This window comes from Streptomyces sp. NPDC002619 (genome assembly GCF_042889305.1).
Classification (GTDB): domain Bacteria; phylum Actinomycetota; class Actinomycetes; order Streptomycetales; family Streptomycetaceae; genus Streptomyces.
In genome coordinates, this window is the sequence record NZ_JBIAQV010000044.1 from 20,117 (window position 1) to 35,580 (window position 15,464).

The following is a 15,464-nucleotide window of genomic DNA, read 5'->3' on the forward strand; positions in this document are numbered from 1 at the left end:
CAAGGCCACGCTTGCGGCGATGCGTCACGGCCCGGGCGGGCGCGAGATGGACGGGGGCAGCAGCACCTATGGCCGAGAACGCGCGCGTCGCGAAGGACACTCATGAGGCAGGCAGGGGCGGGGTGATCAAGGCCGCCGAGCGCTGCATACGGCGGCACGGCATCGTGAAGACGACGATGGACGACATCGCGCGCGAGGCCGGCATGTCGCGGCCGAGCATCTATCGGTACTTCACCGATCGCGAGGAGCTCCTCGTCGCGCTCACGACGAAGCACTCACGCGCGCTGACGAAGAGGGCGCACAGGTTCATCGCGCGTCAGCACTCGTTCGCGGAGCAGCTGGTCGAGGGTCTCATCTACATCGCCGACCACGGGCACCGTGATGAGTTCACGCGCTCCCTGCTGACGCGAGACGGCTCCGACTTCCGCCGGCTCCTGCGCTCGACGGACGCCTTCACGGTCCTGACCGCCGAGTTCTGGGACCTGTTCCTCGACGCGGCGGAGCGCAATGGCGAGCTGAAGAAAGACATCGACCGCCGCGACATGCACGTATGGCTGGGCAGCGTCGGCCTCATGCTGATGAGTTTTTTCGAGCAGAGCCCACGTCAGCCCCGGGACTACCGCACCTTCCTCCGCACCTTCGTCGTGCCCGGGTTCGTTGCCGCGGCTGCACAGGGGAGCTGACGCCCACACCCAGGGTTGACGTCCTGACATAATTTGTTACCTTGTCTCAAGGGCGCCGCTGTAGCAAGCACAACAAGGTCTGTGGAGGCAGCACATGCACGGTTTTCCTCACGGCTATGCGAGCGGCTGGTACCAGGTGGGCTGGAGCAGTGAATTCGCGCCCGGAGCCGACGCCGTACCCATGCGATATTTCGAACAGGATCTCGTCTGCTACCGGACCGAGAGTGGCCAGCTGCGCATCAGTGACGCGTTCTGCCCTCACCTTGGCGCGCACCTGGGCTACGGCGGCAGCGTCGAGGGCGATTGCCTCGTGTGCCCCTTCCATGGCTGGAAGTGGGACTCCGAGGGCCGCAACGTCGGCATCCCCTACAGCGATCCGGACCGGATGAAGCTGCGCCTGGGCCAGCAGGAGGTCCGCGAAGTCGATGGCCTCGTTCTCATGTGGTATGGGGCCGACAATGAGCCGCCTTCGTGGGAGGCGCCTCGCCTGCTGCCGGAGGGCAGCGACCACGAGCGGGACTACTGGGCGATCTGGCCGGACACGAGCAAGCTCTGGGCCGGTCTGAAGTTCCCGCCCCAGGTCGCGACCGAGAACAGCGGGGACGCGGCCCACTTCCACTATGTGCACGGCGCGGCCGAGGTACCTCTCGTCGAGGAGTGGGACTCGGGCGAGCACTGGTTCCGCACCTCGTTCGAGGCGACGTTCGGCGGGCATAGGCCGACGACTTGGGCCACGCCGCAAGGCCCGGTCAAGGGCCGCATCGTCACCACATGCCATGGCATGGGTATTGCCGCCGGCCTGATCGAGTCCTTCGACACGGTGTACACGCTGGCTGCGACCACGCCGGTGGACCGGGAGACCTCTGATCACCGGGCCACCATCTGGGTGCCGCGCAAGCGAGGCGACGGGTCGGACATGAGTGAGAACTTCCGCGACCGGTGGGCCAAGCAGCAGATCTCCCAGCACGAGGCGGACTTCCCGGTGTGGGAGAACATGACCTACATCGCCAAGCCGGCGTTCACCGCCACGGAGGTGCGGTCCTTCCACGCACTCCGGCGGTGGATCGAGGGCCAGTACAGCCCCGAGGCCGGATGATGCAGACGACCGACCCGGTGGGCTTCGGCCTGCTCGTGCCGACTCTGATGGAGTTCGAGCCCTGCGGAATCGACCGTCTGCGGGAAGCGGCCCGCATCGGAGACCAGTCCGACTTCGATGTTCTCTGGGTCGGCGATCACCTGCTCTTCGACTCGCCGATCCTCGAGTCGACCGTGTCCTTGGCGGTCCTCGGAACAATGACCGAGCACGTGAAGGTCGGCACCAACGTCCTGCAGCTTCCTCTGCGCCGCCCCATCGACGTCGCCAAGACCTTCGCGACGATCAGTCACCTGACCCAGGGACGCCTCATCCTGGGCGTGGGAGTCGGCGGCCACTTCCCGACCGAGTGGGAAGCCGCCGGTATCGACACGCGCGAGCGCGGTGCACGGTGCGACGAGGCCATCGACATGCTCGGCTGGCTCTGGGAGGGGAAAGCCGCGCAGGGCAAGTTCGGGATGAGCCCCGGGCTCGCGGTGAGTCCGCCACCCGTCGGCGGACGGGTCCCCATCTGGGTGGGCGGCCGTGTCGACGCAGCCATACGGCGGGCTGCTCGCTGCGACGGCAGCCTCAACATGTGGGTGAGCCCGAGGCGGTGCACGGAGATCAGGGAACGCGTGATCGAACTGCGGCCCCAGGGCACAGAGGGATTCACCTTCGGCCTGGAGCTGCTCGCTCATGTCGACAACGATGTGGAGCGTGCAAGGGCCCACGTTCGCGACTGCCTGAGCAGGCTGTCCCTCGACCCCGACGCCATCGAGAAGTACACCGCCTTCGGCACCCCGGAGATGGTGGCGGAGAAGGTGAGCGCCTATGTGGACGCGGGCGTGCAGCACATCAGCTTCTACCTGCCGGGCGTGGGCTGGTCGGAACAGGCTCACCGCCTAGCTGAAGAAGTACTTCCCTTGATCAGAGCTTCACATCAGTCAGCCGCCGGAGCGACCCCGTGAGCAACTACCGATTCATCACCTACGAGGAGATCGACGACCGGTCGATCGTCAAGATCCTGCTCAACCGGCCGGACTCCCGCAACGCCCAGAACCGGGGGCTGCTGGTCGAGCTTCACGACGCGTTCCTGCGTGCCGAGGCCGATGACGCGGTTCGCGTGGTCGTGCTCGGAGGTGTCGGCCCGATGTTCTCGGCAGGGCACGATCTCGGGACCGCCGAGCACATCGAGGAGACGACCCCCGGACCGGGCCTGCATCCCAGCCGCACCGTCAACGGCGGCTCCCGCTCGGGTACGGAGCAGCGCATGCTCCAGGAGTGGCACCACTTCTTCGAGAACACCCGGCGGTGGCGCAACCTCAGAAAAATCACCATCGCCCAGGTGCAAGGCAATGTGATGGCTGCCGGTCTGATGCTCGCCTGGGCCTGTGACCTCATCGTCGCCGCAGACGACGTTCTCTTCACCGACGTGGTCGGAAGCCGGCTGGGAATGTGCGGTGTGGAGTATTTCGCGCACCCCTGGGAGATCGGTCCCCGCCGGGCGAAAGAGCTGCTCCTCACCGGCGATTCCCTCGGGGTCGATGAGGCGTACCAGATCGGCATGGTGAACAAGGTCTTCCCGCAACCCGAGCTGGAGGACCAGACTCTGGCGTTCGCGCGGCGCATCGCCGGCCTGCCGACCATGACCGCGCTCCTGATCAAGGAGTCTGTCAACCAGTCCGTGGACAACATGGGCTTCTACAACGCCCTCAACGCCAGCTTCACCCTGCATGAGCTGAACCACGCTCATTGGGCCGAGCTCAGCGGCGGAAAGGTCGCCCTGGGCACGCCTGAGTACGGACTCCCGAACTGGCGTGAAGCCGGACGTCCGAAGGTCCGTGCGCGGGACGTCTCATGACGGCCGATCCGGGGGCCGCCGTGACCCGCCTCATCGCACTGCGGGACACCCTGGAAACCGGCGCGTTTCTTGAGGCCCAGTTCGACCTGGGCCTGGCCTGGCCCCACTTCCGCCCCGGTTGCGGCGGACTAGGTCTCGAGATCGAGGAGGCACGGGCAGCGCGTCAACAGCTCGAGGACGTCGGCGTACCCCAGAGCCCGGCCAGTTTCGTCGGCCGGTACCAGGCGTCGGCGGTGCTGCACGAGGCGGGAACGCAGGCGCAGCGTGAGCAGTACCTGCGCCGGATCTTCACCGGCGCCGATCAGTGGTGTCAGCTGTTCAGCGAACCGGGCGCCGGCTCCGATCTCGCCAACGTCGCCACGCAGGCCGTCCGGGTTGACGGTGGCTGGCGCATCGATGGACAAAAGGTCTGGACGAGCAACGCCAGGCACGCGAACGTGGGCCTACTCTTGGCGCGCACCGACCCTTCACTGCCCAAGCATCGCGGGATGACGCTGTTCATCATCGACATGCAGGCCCAAGGTGTGGACGTGCGGCCGCTGCGCCAGGCCGATGGGGGCGCCCGGTTCAGTGAGGTCTTCCTCGACGATGTCCGGATCGACGACGACCGGCGGCTGGGCCCTGAGGGTGCCGGCTGGGTGCTGAGCATGAACACCCTCAGCGCCGAGCGTGCGGGCGCGAGCGACGTCTTCTCGGTCCCTCCCGACTCCCTCATCAACTGGTGGCGCGAGGTGGGGGACCTGCGCGAACCGTCTCTGCGGGACGCCGTCGTGGCCGTCTGGATCGAGGCGGCTCTCCTGGAGGTCTCACACGCCCGTCAGCGTCAGACATCCGACCCCGGAGAGCAGAAGCGGCTGGCATCCATCGCCAAGATCGCAGCCAGTGAGCACCTCCAGCGAATGAGCTCGATCCTCGCAGAGGTCATCGGCCCCGACGCGCTGGTGTCCGCGGACTACGACGCCGCCCTGGCCGAGGACCTGGAACCCGATTCGGTGAAGGCGAAGGACTTCTCGAAGCTGTCTCCGCACCGCTTGGTCATCCGCTCGCGCGCCATGTCGATCGAGGGGGGAACGAACCAGATCGCCCGCAACATCGTCGGCGAGCGCGTACTCGGGCTGCCCAGCGACATCCGCGTGGACAAAGACAGGCCGTGGAAGGAGATCGCGCACTCGTGAGAAGCCTGACCTTTCATCTGGCGGATCTGTGGGAAACGGTCGCAGACACGGTCCCCGACCGGACCGCGGCGGTGTGCGGCGACCGTCGCCTGACGTTCCGCGAGCTCGATGAACGCGCGTCGCGACTGGCCGGCTGGATGAGCGAACAGGGAGTCGGGCAGGGCTCGTTCGTCGGGCTCCAGATGAGCAACGCAGTGGAGTACGTCGAGAGCATGCTTGCGGCGTTCAAGCTGCGGGCGGCCCCCGTCAACGTCAACTACCGGTTCACCGAGCCCGAGCTCCGCCACCTCTTTGAGGACGCGGGACTCCAAGGCGTGGTCCACGATGCCGACCTTGCCCAGGCCGTGGCGAACGCGGCCCGCGGCACCGGCGTCGGCTGGACACTCGCGCGCGGTCCCCAGTACGAGCTGATCGCCGAAGGCCACGCGCCACTGCCCCGTATGCCGAGGTCCGACGACGACCTCTACGTGCTCTACACCGGCGGCACGACCGGGCACCCCAAAGGCGTCGTGTGGCGGATCGAGGACGCCTTCTTCGCGTGCATCGGCGGCGGAGATCCGCGGGGTGACCGCGGCCCCATCGAGCGGCCCGATGAGATCGCCGGTCGTGCCATGGACGGCGCGGCATTCCTGCCCGCCGCCCCGCTGATCCACGCCGCCGGCATGTGGACCACGCTGCGCTGGCTTCTCGCCGGTGCCAAGGTCGTCCTGCTGCCCGCGTTCGACGCCCGGTTGGTCGTCCACGCCATCGCCGCCGAAGGCGTCACCACGATGAACATCGTCGGCGACGCGATGGCGATGCGGCTGGCCGAAGCCCTCGAAGCGGAGCCCGACCTCGATCTTCCGACGTTGTCCGTGATCGCTTCGGGTGGCGCGCGACTGGCCCCGGCACTTCGCGCACGGCTGCTCGCCGTGCTCCCCCACGTCACCCTCAAGGACAGCTACGGTTCGTCGGAGACCGGTGTGCACGGATGGTCCGTGCACACTCTCGACGACTCCGGCCAACCCGCATTCCGCACAGTGGACACGGTGGTGCTGGATCCGGAGCTGTTGACACCCATGCCACCGCAGGGCACGGCCACCGGGCTCGTGGCCAGAGCCAACCGGGTTCCGCTGCGCTATCACAACGATCCCAAGGCGTCCGCCGCCACCTTCGTGACGATCAACGGCGTGCGACACGCGGTCACCGGAGACATGGGCATCCTCGCTCCCGACGGGACGCTGACGCTCCTCGGACGTGGGTCACAGTGCATCAACTCAGGCGGGGAGAAGATCTTCCCGGAGGAGGTCGAGGCCACGCTCTGCGAGCACCCGGACGTCCGAGATGCCTTGGTCGTGGGTCTGCCCGACCCCGTGTGGGGCCAGCGAGTGACCGCCGTCGTGGAGATGATGCCGGGCCGTCAGCTCGACCCCGACGGCCTGCGTGCGCATTCCCGCGCAACCCTGGCCGGCTTCAAGGTCCCCAAATCGCTGATCGCCGTGCCGAGCGTGCACAGGACACCGGCCGGCAAGCCCGACTACCGCTGGGCGACGAGCGTCGCCGCCGAGCAGCTACAAGAGGCAAAGCCGTGACGGACACACCGACGACGCACACGTCTGCACCGAACATTGACACAGTCCGAGAGCTCGGCCAGCGCATCTCGAACTGGCGACGCTGGGGCGAGCACGATCAGCTGGGCACCCTGAATCATCTGCGACCCGAACACCGCGTCGCGGCTTCCCGACTCGTGTCATCGGGCGAGGTGATCTCGCTGTCGCTCCCGCTGGACAGCCAGGGACCACAGCATCGCGACAGCGGTCGCATCAACCCCGTACACCTGATGGCCGTGACAGGACGGGACTTCACCAGTCCCGGGTCGGCCGACCGCGACGTGCAGCGTCGCTACCTCCAGAACGCAGACGACATGCTGTTCCTGCCGACCCAGAGCGGAACGCAGTGGGACGGGCTTGCCCATGTCTTCTTCGAGCAGCAGATGTACAACGGGTACTCGGCGGCGCACGTCTCCAGCAACGGGGCACGGCGCAATGCGATCACCAGTGCCGCGGACCGCATGGTCGCTCGAGGCGTCCTCCTCGACCTGCCCGCGGCGCTGGGGTGCGATGCCCTGGAGCCCGGGCACGCCATCACCGGGGCTGACCTCGACCGCGCGTGCGGCGAATCCGGCGTGGAAGTCGGCCCTGGGGACGTTGTCCTCGTGCGGACCGGCGCTCTGGCGCGCGTCCGCAAGCGGGGCCAGTGGGCGGACTACGCGGGCGGACCCGCGCCCGGCCTGGGACTGGACAGCGTCTCGTGGATCGCCGAGCACGAGATCGCGGCGCTCGCGACGGACACCTGGGACGTAGAGGTCCGGCCGGCGCAGACGCCCGATGTCGCACAGCCCGTGCACATCCTCCTGATCGTCATGATGGGCCTGTGGATCGGGGAGATGTTCGACCTTGAGCAACTCGCGGAGACCTGCGCCCGCCTTGGCCGCTACGAATTCCTCTTCACCGCGCCCCCTCTAGTCATCACCGGCGGCATCGGATCGCCGATCAACCCCCTGGCGGTCCTGTGAGCGACTCTCGACCCACAGATCTGTCCGGCTTTGTCGCCGATTGCGAGCGCTGGCTGTCCGATCGCCTGCCTCCGGCAGACGCAACCGGTGAACCCGACAGCGACGTGGCGGTGTTCCACTCGCTCTCGCATGAGGCAGAAGCCGCCCTGATCCGTGCGGCCGCCGACTGGCAGGCCGAGAAGTTCGCCGCCGGCTATGGGGCACTGACGTGGCCCAAGGAGCTCGGTGGATCGGGACTGAGCCCGCAGCACGAGCGCGCGTTCGCCGCAGTGGAGAAACGTTATGCCGTGCCCGCCGACCACGAGCTCCGGCGGATCACGACCAACCTCGTGGCTCCTACACTCCGGGACCACGGGTCCGCACTTCTGCAGGAGCGATACCTGCGCTGTTTCCTTGGCTGCCGGGCTTTGGTCTGCCAGTTGTTCTCGGAGCCCGGTGCCGGATCGGATCTCGCCTCCGTGGCCACCCAGGCCCGGCGTGTGGGCGATGGCTGGGTCATCAACGGCTCCAAGGTCTGGGTGTCCGGTGCCCAGTTCGCCGACTATGGTCTGCTGCTTACCAGGAGCGACCCGCGACAGCCCAAACACCTGGGCATCACCGCGTTCCTCCTGCCCATGGCGACGACAGGTGTCAGCGTCCGGCCGATCCGTCAGATGTCCGGAGGGACGTCGTTCAACGAAGTGTTCCTGGACGACGTCGAGCTCGACGACGAGATGCGCATCGGTGATGTCGATGGCGGCTGGACCGTCGCCTTGGCCATGCTCACCTACGAGCGCAACCAGTCCGGATCGAAGACAGGGGTGGGCGGATCGTGGGACCAGTTGCGCGATCTCGCCTTAAGCCGGCCGCACATGATGGACCCCGTCACACGCGATTGCCTGGTCCAGGCTTACATAGGTGAACAGCTGCGCGATGTGACCCGGCGACGTGCGGAGGCGGCTCGGCAGCGAGGAGAGACGCCCGGCCCGGAGGGGTCGCTCGGCAAGCTCTTGTGGGCCACGAGTCTGGCCACCATCGGACGGGTGGCATCCATGCTCGCGGGGCCCGACCTGGTGGCCGAGGCTGATGGTTCTGGCCCGTACTTCTGGAACGCGCACGTGCTGGGCGCCCCTGGGTTTCGCATCGCGGGCGGTTCCGACGAGATCCAGCGGAACATCATCGGCGACCGCATTCTGGGGCTTCCCAAGGAACCCGACCCGTACCGGACCGCCGCCTGGAGCGATCTTCCGCGTTGACCCGCAGCGCGGAAGATGCCACGGCCGGTGAGACGGTCGTGACGCCATGAGATGTGCGGTGCGGGTTCGCCGCAACCACGCGTTCGCCGTGGAAGACCTGGCAGTGACAGAGAATCGCGCGTACCGGACCGGCCGAGAGTACGCATGATGCGGGCTGGTCCCCGTTCGTGAACACGCTCGCCTGCACAGGCCGCCCGGTACGGGCGCACCCGCACCAGAGCTCGCCCGATGCCCGTGCCGCTGAGCGGCACGGGCATCGGCACGGTCAGGGCACGGCCGCGTCTCCTTCAGGAGAAGGAGACGCGGCCCTTCGGTCCGGCACCAGGGAACCCATCGGGTGGGTCAGAGAATGGTGCGCAGCCAGCGTTCGGTGGCGTTGTCCACGTCGCGATCGGCTTCCAGCGGGGTGAGGCTGGCGTAGCCATCCTCGACCGTGCGGACGTCAGTGCCTTGGGGCGCGCGCGTCTGCGACAGCTTGGGCACGACGGAGTAGATGCCCGGGCCGCTCGTCTGCCCCGAAACCGGCTGGTAGTCGAAGTTGATGGCCAGACCGGTGTCCAGCGTGGTCGCCTTCGCCCCCTTCGGCGGCAGCACGGAGCCGGGTTTGCCGGTTGCGGGGTCGATCGGCCCCGGCCGCACGGGCAGATTGACGTTGAGGCCGACGCCCTGCGGCATCAGCTTGCCGTCCCGGGTACGGTTCTGCAGACGGCTGATCAAATCGGCGACGTAATCGGCGGAGCCCTTGGCCGCTGCGGTTGTCCCTTCGCGCCAGGTGGCCGGCGCTTCGAGGCTGACCGCCATCGCGGGCACGCCGAACTCGAGCGCGGTGGTGGCGGCGTTGACCGTTCCGGAGTGGCTGATCGCCTGGCCGGCGTTGACGCCCGGGTTCATTCCCGACACCACCAGATCGGGCTTGGAGCCAGGGAAGATCTCGTCGAAGGCGAAGTACACGCTGTCGGAGGGAGAGCCGGGCGTGACCGTCCACACGTCCGGCTCGGGGTTGGCGACGGTCAACTGCTGTGACGAGCGGGTGACACGGCCGCCCTGGCCGCTCTGGTCCGTACCCGGCGCGACGACCACCACGTGGTGGCCGGCCGCACGCAGCGCATCGCGCAGTGCCACGATCAGCGGTGTGCTCGATCCGCCGGCTCCGAGCCAGCCGTCGTCGTTGGTGAGCAGGATGTTCAGCGGGCGCGCCGAACCGGGAACGTCCTTGGCCGGCTTCGCGACTGCGGCGCTGGAGTGGACCCCGACGCCGACCGCTCCGAGCACGGCCACCGCGAGAGCGGACGAGGCGACACGTTTCCTTGAAGTCTTCATGCAATGACGCTATGCAGCAACCATGGGGCCGAATCCTTCTGGTGGTTGCACGCGAGTGAACGGGTCGGCGAACATTCGGCTCCGCGCGGGGTCGAGAAGCGCCAGCGCTCCGAGTGAGCCCGGCCTCGGGCTGTCTGCCGGGTTCCCGAAGCCGCTCCCACAACGATCCGACATCTGACATCATCGGTCCAATGTAACGTCGCCTCACCCGCGCGCGACGTCAGCGAGCCGCAGTCGCTGCCCATTCGGTCATCAAAATTCCCCGTGATCCACGGTGGCGAATGCATTGGTCTTGACGCAAGACGCCGCGCCGCGCACACTGACGTTATGACAGAAAGTGTCAGCATGACAGCTTCCCGGGTCGGGCGCTGGGACTCATACGACCAGCTCACGACGTTCCGCTCGAGCCCTGTGAGCGCGCTTCGATGACCGAAACAGCGCGCCTCGCCCCATCCTCTCTCGACGTGCCGCTCCTGCTCACCGATGAGCAGACCGAGCTTCGCGCCGTGCTCCGCTCATTTCTGGCCGACAGCTCGCCGGAGTCGGTGGTCCGCCGGCATATGGATACGGTCGATGGCCTCGATCTCGGCACGTGGAAGGGACTGTCCGCGGACCTCGGGGTGTGCGGGCTGGCCGTCCCCGAAGAGCTGGGGGGATCGGGAGGCTCCTTCGGGGACGTGGCCGTGGTGACGGAGGAGCTCGGACGCACGCTCAGTTGTGTGCCGTGGCTGTCGAACGTCGTGCTGGCGCAGTCGTTGCTGTTGGGGCTGACCGGCCACCCACTGGCCGACGAGTGTCTGGCAACTGTGGCCGAGGGACGCGCGAGGGCCACCGTCGCCTTCGCCGAGCAGGGGCGCCTGTGGTCACCCATGGGCGTCGCCATCACCGCGGAGCGATCTGCCACCGGGTGGCGGCTGTCCGGCGCCAAGGACTACGTCGTGGACGGCCATACCGCGGACTTGGTCCTCGTGCTGGCGCGCACCGGAGCCGGACTCACGGCGTTCGTCGTCGAGAGCGACGCACCGGGCCTCAACCGCGTCCCCGTTCCCACGATGGACCTCACTCGCAAGCAGGCGAGGCTGGAGTTTGCCGACGTGCCCGCCCAGGTGCTGGGCGAAGAAGGCGGCGCCGAGGAGGCTTTCGTGCGGATGCTGGACCTCGCGGCGATCGCCATCGCTCAGGAATGTGTCGGGGGCGCTCAGTTCGTGCTCGACTCCGCGGTGGACTATGCCAAGACCCGCTACCAGTTCGGGCGGGCGATCGGGAGCTTCCAGGCGATCAAGCACAAGTGCGCCGACATGCTCCTGGCCGTGGAGCCGGCCAAGTCCGCCGCCTACTACGCGCGGGGCGTGGTCTCGTCCGGCGCGGACGCCGGCATTCCCCTCGCCGCGGCCCTGGCCAAGTCGGCATGCCAGGACGCCTACCTGAACTGCGCGTCCGAGAACATCCAGGTACACGGAGGCATCGGGTTTACCTGGGAACACTCCGCGCACCTGTACTTCAAGCGCGCGCAGGCCAACAGCCTGATGTTCGGTTCGTCGCGGTATCACCGCGCCCGGCTGGGCGATCTGCTCGGGATCTGACCCCCTCCGGCCGGGTCGCAACCAGACAGGCAAGACAAGGCGCAAGAACAAGCACGGGTTCGATGGCCCAGATGCCCCAGCCCGGGACACGGCGCGAGGCGCACGCCCCAGGCGCGACGCGCTCACGGGCCGCGGTTCGGAACCGGGGCCCCCTCCCGTGCAGCACACATCCCGTAAGGAGACCCAGTGACGCCCAAGGCTGAGAGCGGCGCGGACGAGCGGACCGGTTCCAGTGAGACAGACCTGCACGCCGGTACCGGCTCGGGTCCCGTCCCGGATGGGTCAACCAGCTGGGACGAGACCATCCGTGACGCCGTCGCGGTCGCCAACATCCCCACCCTTCTCATGGTCTTGGTGCAGTTGACCGGTGACCTGAGCTGGATCGCCGAACCCTATGCGGTGAGCCGCACGAGGGGCATGGCCGACAACGACACCGGCGGACTCGATCCCGAGCTGCAGGCGGCGGTGCGCGAGGCCGCCGCGCAAGCCATCGTGCGATGGCACGCCGGCTCGGATGCGGCGATCGCGAACCCTTCGCCTGAGCTCGTCACGCGCATGCTCGCCTGGTCCATGGGGGATGACGTACCGCTGGAGTACGGCGAGTTCCTGCAGGACGAGCTGGCCGTCGGCGCGGGAGTACGCGCAGCCTCGCCGCCGGTCCAGGCTCCTCCTGGGTTCCGGGCGGTGGTCATCGGTGCCGGCATATCGGGAATCGCGGCGTGTGTACGGCTCCAGGGGCTCGGCCTCGACGTCACGGTGCTCGAGAAGAGCGACGACCTCGGTGGGGTCTGGCGCGACAACCGCTACCCGGGTGCAGGTGTCGACACCCCCAGCCATCTCTACTCCTTCTCCTTCGCGCCGCACGACTGGTCGCAGTACTTCGCCGGGCGCGGCGAGATTCACGCCTATATCCAACGTGTCGCCGACGACTACCGGGTTCGTGAACGCGTGAGGTTCGGACGTGAGGTGGTCCGCGTCGTCTATGACGAGGCGGAAACCCGCTGGCACCTTCACACCAGGGACGCCGACGGCACCACGGGCGTCGAGCACGCCGACCTCGTGATCAGCTGCGTGGGTGCCTTCAACCCTCCTGTCGTGCCTGCCCTCCCCGGTCTCGGGGACTTCGAAGGTCCGGCGTTTCACACCGCGCAGTGGCCGCAGGACCTTTCCCTGACAGGCAAGCGGGTCGCTCTGGTAGGAAACGGCGCGACCGCGATGCAGGTCGCGCCGGCCATCGCGGACCAGGTCGAGAAGCTGACGATCTTCCAGCGTTCGCCCCAATGGGTCCAGCCGTTCGAGAAGTTCCAGCAGAAAGTCCCGGATGCCGTCCGGCTGCTCTTCCGCAAGGTGCCGCTCTACCGCGCGTGGTACCGCCTGCGCCTTGAATGGATCTTCCACGACAAACTGTACAAGTCGCTCCAGCGCGATCCCGACTGGGCGGACTGCCGCACAGCGATCAACAGCATCAATGCGGGTCATCGGGACTACTTCACTTCGTACATCCGCGAGCAGGTCGGCGATCGGACCGACCTCCTCGAAAAGGTGATCCCAGACTATCCGCCGTTCGGCAAGCGGATGCTGATGGACAACGGCTGGTTCCGCACGCTGAGGCGCCCGAACGTCGATCTCGTCACCGACGGGATCGCCTCCGTGCTGCCGCTGGGCGTCGTGACCACGCAGGGGGAAACCGTCGACGTGGACGTGCTCGTCTTCGCGACCGGGTTCGACGTCGTGCGTTTCATCTCAAGCTACGAGGTCATCGGGCGCGGCGGCCGCCGGCTGCGGGAAGTCTGGGACGACACCGACGGTCGCGCCTACCTGGGGCTGTCCATCCCCGGGTTCCCCAATTTCTTCACGCTGTACGGCCCTAACACGCAGACCGGTCACGGCGGCAGCCTCATCCACACCGTCGAGGCTCAGCTCGACTACGTGGAGAGCCTGCTCCGTCAGTTGTTCGCCCGCGGTCTCACCTCCGTCGAGTGCAAGCAGGACGTCTACGAAGACTTCGCGCGACAAGTCGACGACATGCACGCGGGCATGGTGTGGTCGCACCCGGCGATGAGTACCTACTATCGCAACGAGAAGGGCCGCGTGGTTGTGATCAGCCCCTTCAGGAATCTGGACTACTGGCACCTCACCCGTCGGGCGGAGCTCGACGACTACCTCCTCGGTAGCCGCGAGGTTGATGTCACTGCAGCAGCGCCGACCTCCGACGGATCATCGCGCTGAGGCGGCCATGGAAGCCAAGGAATCTGTCATAGAGAGAACATATGCGGCGATGGGAGCATTGTCGTGACGTATGTCATCACCCGCGCGTGCTGTAACGATGCCTCGTGCGTGCCGACGTGTCCTGTCAACTGCATTCATCCGGCGCCGGGTGAGCCCGGCTTCGGCACGTCCGAGATGCTCTACATCGACCCCGAGACGTGCATCGAGTGCAAGGCCTGTGTCACGGTCTGTCCGGTGGGCGCCATCCACCACGAAGATGATCTCACTGATGCCTCCCTTCCGTTCCTTGAGATCGGCACAGCCTTCTATCGCGAGCACCCGGTGGACTCGTTCGGTGCGCAGCCTCCGGAGATCCGGTGGCCGCGCGCCCTGGACGGCCTGCGTGTGGCCATCGTCGGCTCGGGGCCTGCCGGCAGTTACGCCGCGGCAGACCTGCTCCGGATCGCAGGTGTGGAAGTCGACGTGTACGAACGGCTGCTCACGCCTTTGGGCCTGGTCCGGTACGGCGTGGCGCCGGACCACCAGGACACCAAGTCGGTGAGCCAGGTCTTCCCGTACCGGACCCCCCATCCGCGGTTGAGGGTCCACCTGGGCATCGAGGTCGGCGTTCACATCAGCCACGAGGAACTGCTCCAGCATCATCACGCGGTCATCTACGCGGTGGGGGCGAGCTCCGACCGTCGCCTCGACATCCCCGGCGAGGACCTCGCCGGAAGCCACTCGGCGACGGACTTCATCGCCTGGTACAACGGTCATCCCGATGCCGCGCAGCTCACGTTCGACTTGTCGAGCGAACGAGCCGTCGTGATCGGCAACGGCAACGTCGCCTTGGACGTCGCCCGTATCCTCACGTCCGACCCGGAAGACCTGGCGATCAGCGACATCGCGGACCACGCCCTGGCCGCGTTGCGGGAGTCCCGTATCCGCGAGGTGGTGGTGGTCGGCCGGCGCGGACCGGCACAGGCGGCGTACAGCCTGCCTGAGCTGCTGGACCTCACCTCGCGTCCGGACCTGAACGTTCTCGCACTTGAGGACGAGGTCGGGCAGCTTGACCCGGAGTCCAGCGGCGAGGTCTCCGCCTTCGAGGAGATCAAGCTGCGACGGGTTCGAGAGATCGTGCACAACGCATCGGCTCCGGATGCCCGGCGCATCACGTTGCGCTACTACCACTCTCCTGTGGAGCTGACAGGCACCGACCGGGTCACCGCGGTTCGCCTCCGCCGCAACGAACTCGCGGAGGACACCTCCGTGATCCGGCCCACCGGCGACGAGACGGTACTGGAGACGGGTCTGGTACTGCGCGCAGTCGGCTATCGGGGCAAGGCGATCCCGTCCCTGCCGTTCGACGACTCGACCGGGACTGTGCCGAACGAGGGCGGCCGCGTGACCGGCCTCAGCGACGATGCGCGTGGCGTCTACGTCACGGGCTGGATCAAACGTGGCCCCAAGGGTGTCATCGGGACGAACAAGTACTGTGCCGCGGAGACCGTGTCGAATCTGGTCGACGACTTCGCCGCGGGTCGGCTCCCCGCGCCCTCGCGGAGCAGCGCGGAGCTGGACGAGCTGCTCAACTCACGGAACCCCAAACGCCTCGGGCTGGAAGCGTGGTTGCGGATCGATGCCATGGAGAAGGAGACGGGCCGCCAGGCCGGCCGAACGCGCGTGAAGTTCACCGACCCGGCGACCATGCTCGCCTTCACAGGGGCCGCCGTCACCCACGCCCAGTCCCAGGCCGACCGATAGGGAGAT

General features: G+C 67.4%; 12 protein-coding genes. 11 read left to right on the plus strand and 1 reads right to left on the minus strand.

The window, feature by feature from the left end; translation table 11 throughout:
- The first annotated feature begins 68 nt into the window (after positions 1-68).
- The 8 genes from ACFYXB_RS37695 (at position 69) to ACFYXB_RS37730 (ending at position 8,583) form a co-directional block, all read left to right on the plus strand.
- Positions 69-683, plus strand: coding sequence for a TetR/AcrR family transcriptional regulator (locus tag ACFYXB_RS37695; protein ID WP_389589505.1), 615 nt, complete (start codon positions 69-71; stop codon positions 681-683).
- A gap of 94 nt (positions 684-777) precedes the next feature.
- Positions 778-1,779, plus strand: a complete 1,002-nt coding sequence (locus tag ACFYXB_RS37700) for a Rieske 2Fe-2S domain-containing protein (protein ID WP_389589506.1) — start codon at positions 778-780, stop codon at positions 1,777-1,779.
- Positions 1,776-2,726 (plus strand): LLM class flavin-dependent oxidoreductase, encoded by a 951-nt coding sequence (locus ACFYXB_RS37705; protein WP_389589507.1) that lies wholly within the window; start codon positions 1,776-1,778, stop codon positions 2,724-2,726. Before ACFYXB_RS37700 ends, ACFYXB_RS37705 begins: the two co-directional genes overlap by 4 nt.
- Positions 2,723-3,619 (plus strand): enoyl-CoA hydratase, encoded by an 897-nt coding sequence (locus ACFYXB_RS37710; protein ID WP_389589508.1) that lies wholly within the window; start codon positions 2,723-2,725, stop codon positions 3,617-3,619. The genes ACFYXB_RS37705 and ACFYXB_RS37710 overlap by 4 nt, the downstream gene beginning before the upstream one ends.
- Positions 3,616-4,794, plus strand: coding sequence for an acyl-CoA dehydrogenase family protein (locus ACFYXB_RS37715; protein WP_389589509.1), 1,179 nt, complete (start codon positions 3,616-3,618; stop codon positions 4,792-4,794). Before ACFYXB_RS37710 ends, ACFYXB_RS37715 begins: the two co-directional genes overlap by 4 nt.
- On the plus strand, positions 4,791-6,365 hold the full coding sequence (locus ACFYXB_RS37720; protein WP_389589510.1) for an AMP-binding protein: 1,575 nt from the start codon (positions 4,791-4,793) through the stop codon (positions 6,363-6,365). The genes ACFYXB_RS37715 and ACFYXB_RS37720 overlap by 4 nt, the downstream gene beginning before the upstream one ends.
- Before the next feature lie 170 nt (positions 6,366-6,535).
- On the plus strand, positions 6,536-7,348 hold the full coding sequence (locus tag ACFYXB_RS37725) for a cyclase family protein (RefSeq protein ID WP_389589511.1): 813 nt from the start codon (positions 6,536-6,538) through the stop codon (positions 7,346-7,348).
- Positions 7,345-8,583 (plus strand): acyl-CoA dehydrogenase family protein, encoded by a 1,239-nt coding sequence (locus ACFYXB_RS37730; RefSeq protein ID WP_389589512.1) that lies wholly within the window; start codon positions 7,345-7,347, stop codon positions 8,581-8,583. Before ACFYXB_RS37725 ends, ACFYXB_RS37730 begins: the two co-directional genes overlap by 4 nt.
- 342 nt (positions 8,584-8,925) lie before the next feature.
- Here ACFYXB_RS37730 and surE read toward each other — a convergent pair whose 3' ends face one another.
- Positions 8,926-9,903, minus strand: coding sequence for a 5'/3'-nucleotidase SurE (gene surE / locus ACFYXB_RS37735; protein WP_389589513.1), 978 nt, complete (start codon positions 9,901-9,903; stop codon positions 8,926-8,928).
- A 425-nt stretch (positions 9,904-10,328) separates the two neighbouring features.
- Between surE and ACFYXB_RS37740 the strand changes: the two genes are divergently transcribed.
- The 3 genes from ACFYXB_RS37740 (at position 10,329) to ACFYXB_RS37750 (ending at position 15,458) form a co-directional block, all read left to right on the plus strand.
- A complete protein-coding gene (locus ACFYXB_RS37740; RefSeq protein WP_389589514.1) occupies positions 10,329-11,486 on the plus strand; it encodes an acyl-CoA dehydrogenase family protein in 1,158 nt (385 codons plus the stop codon).
- 345 nt (positions 11,487-11,831) lie between these two features.
- Positions 11,832-13,715: a flavin-containing monooxygenase gene (locus tag ACFYXB_RS37745; RefSeq protein WP_389589515.1), complete on the plus strand. Its 1,884-nt coding sequence runs from the start codon at positions 11,832-11,834 to the stop codon at positions 13,713-13,715.
- A 108-nt stretch (positions 13,716-13,823) separates the two neighbouring features.
- Positions 13,824-15,458, plus strand: coding sequence for an FAD-dependent oxidoreductase (locus tag ACFYXB_RS37750; protein ID WP_389589516.1), 1,635 nt, complete (start codon positions 13,824-13,826; stop codon positions 15,456-15,458).
- Positions 15,459-15,464: the final 6 nt, after the last annotated feature.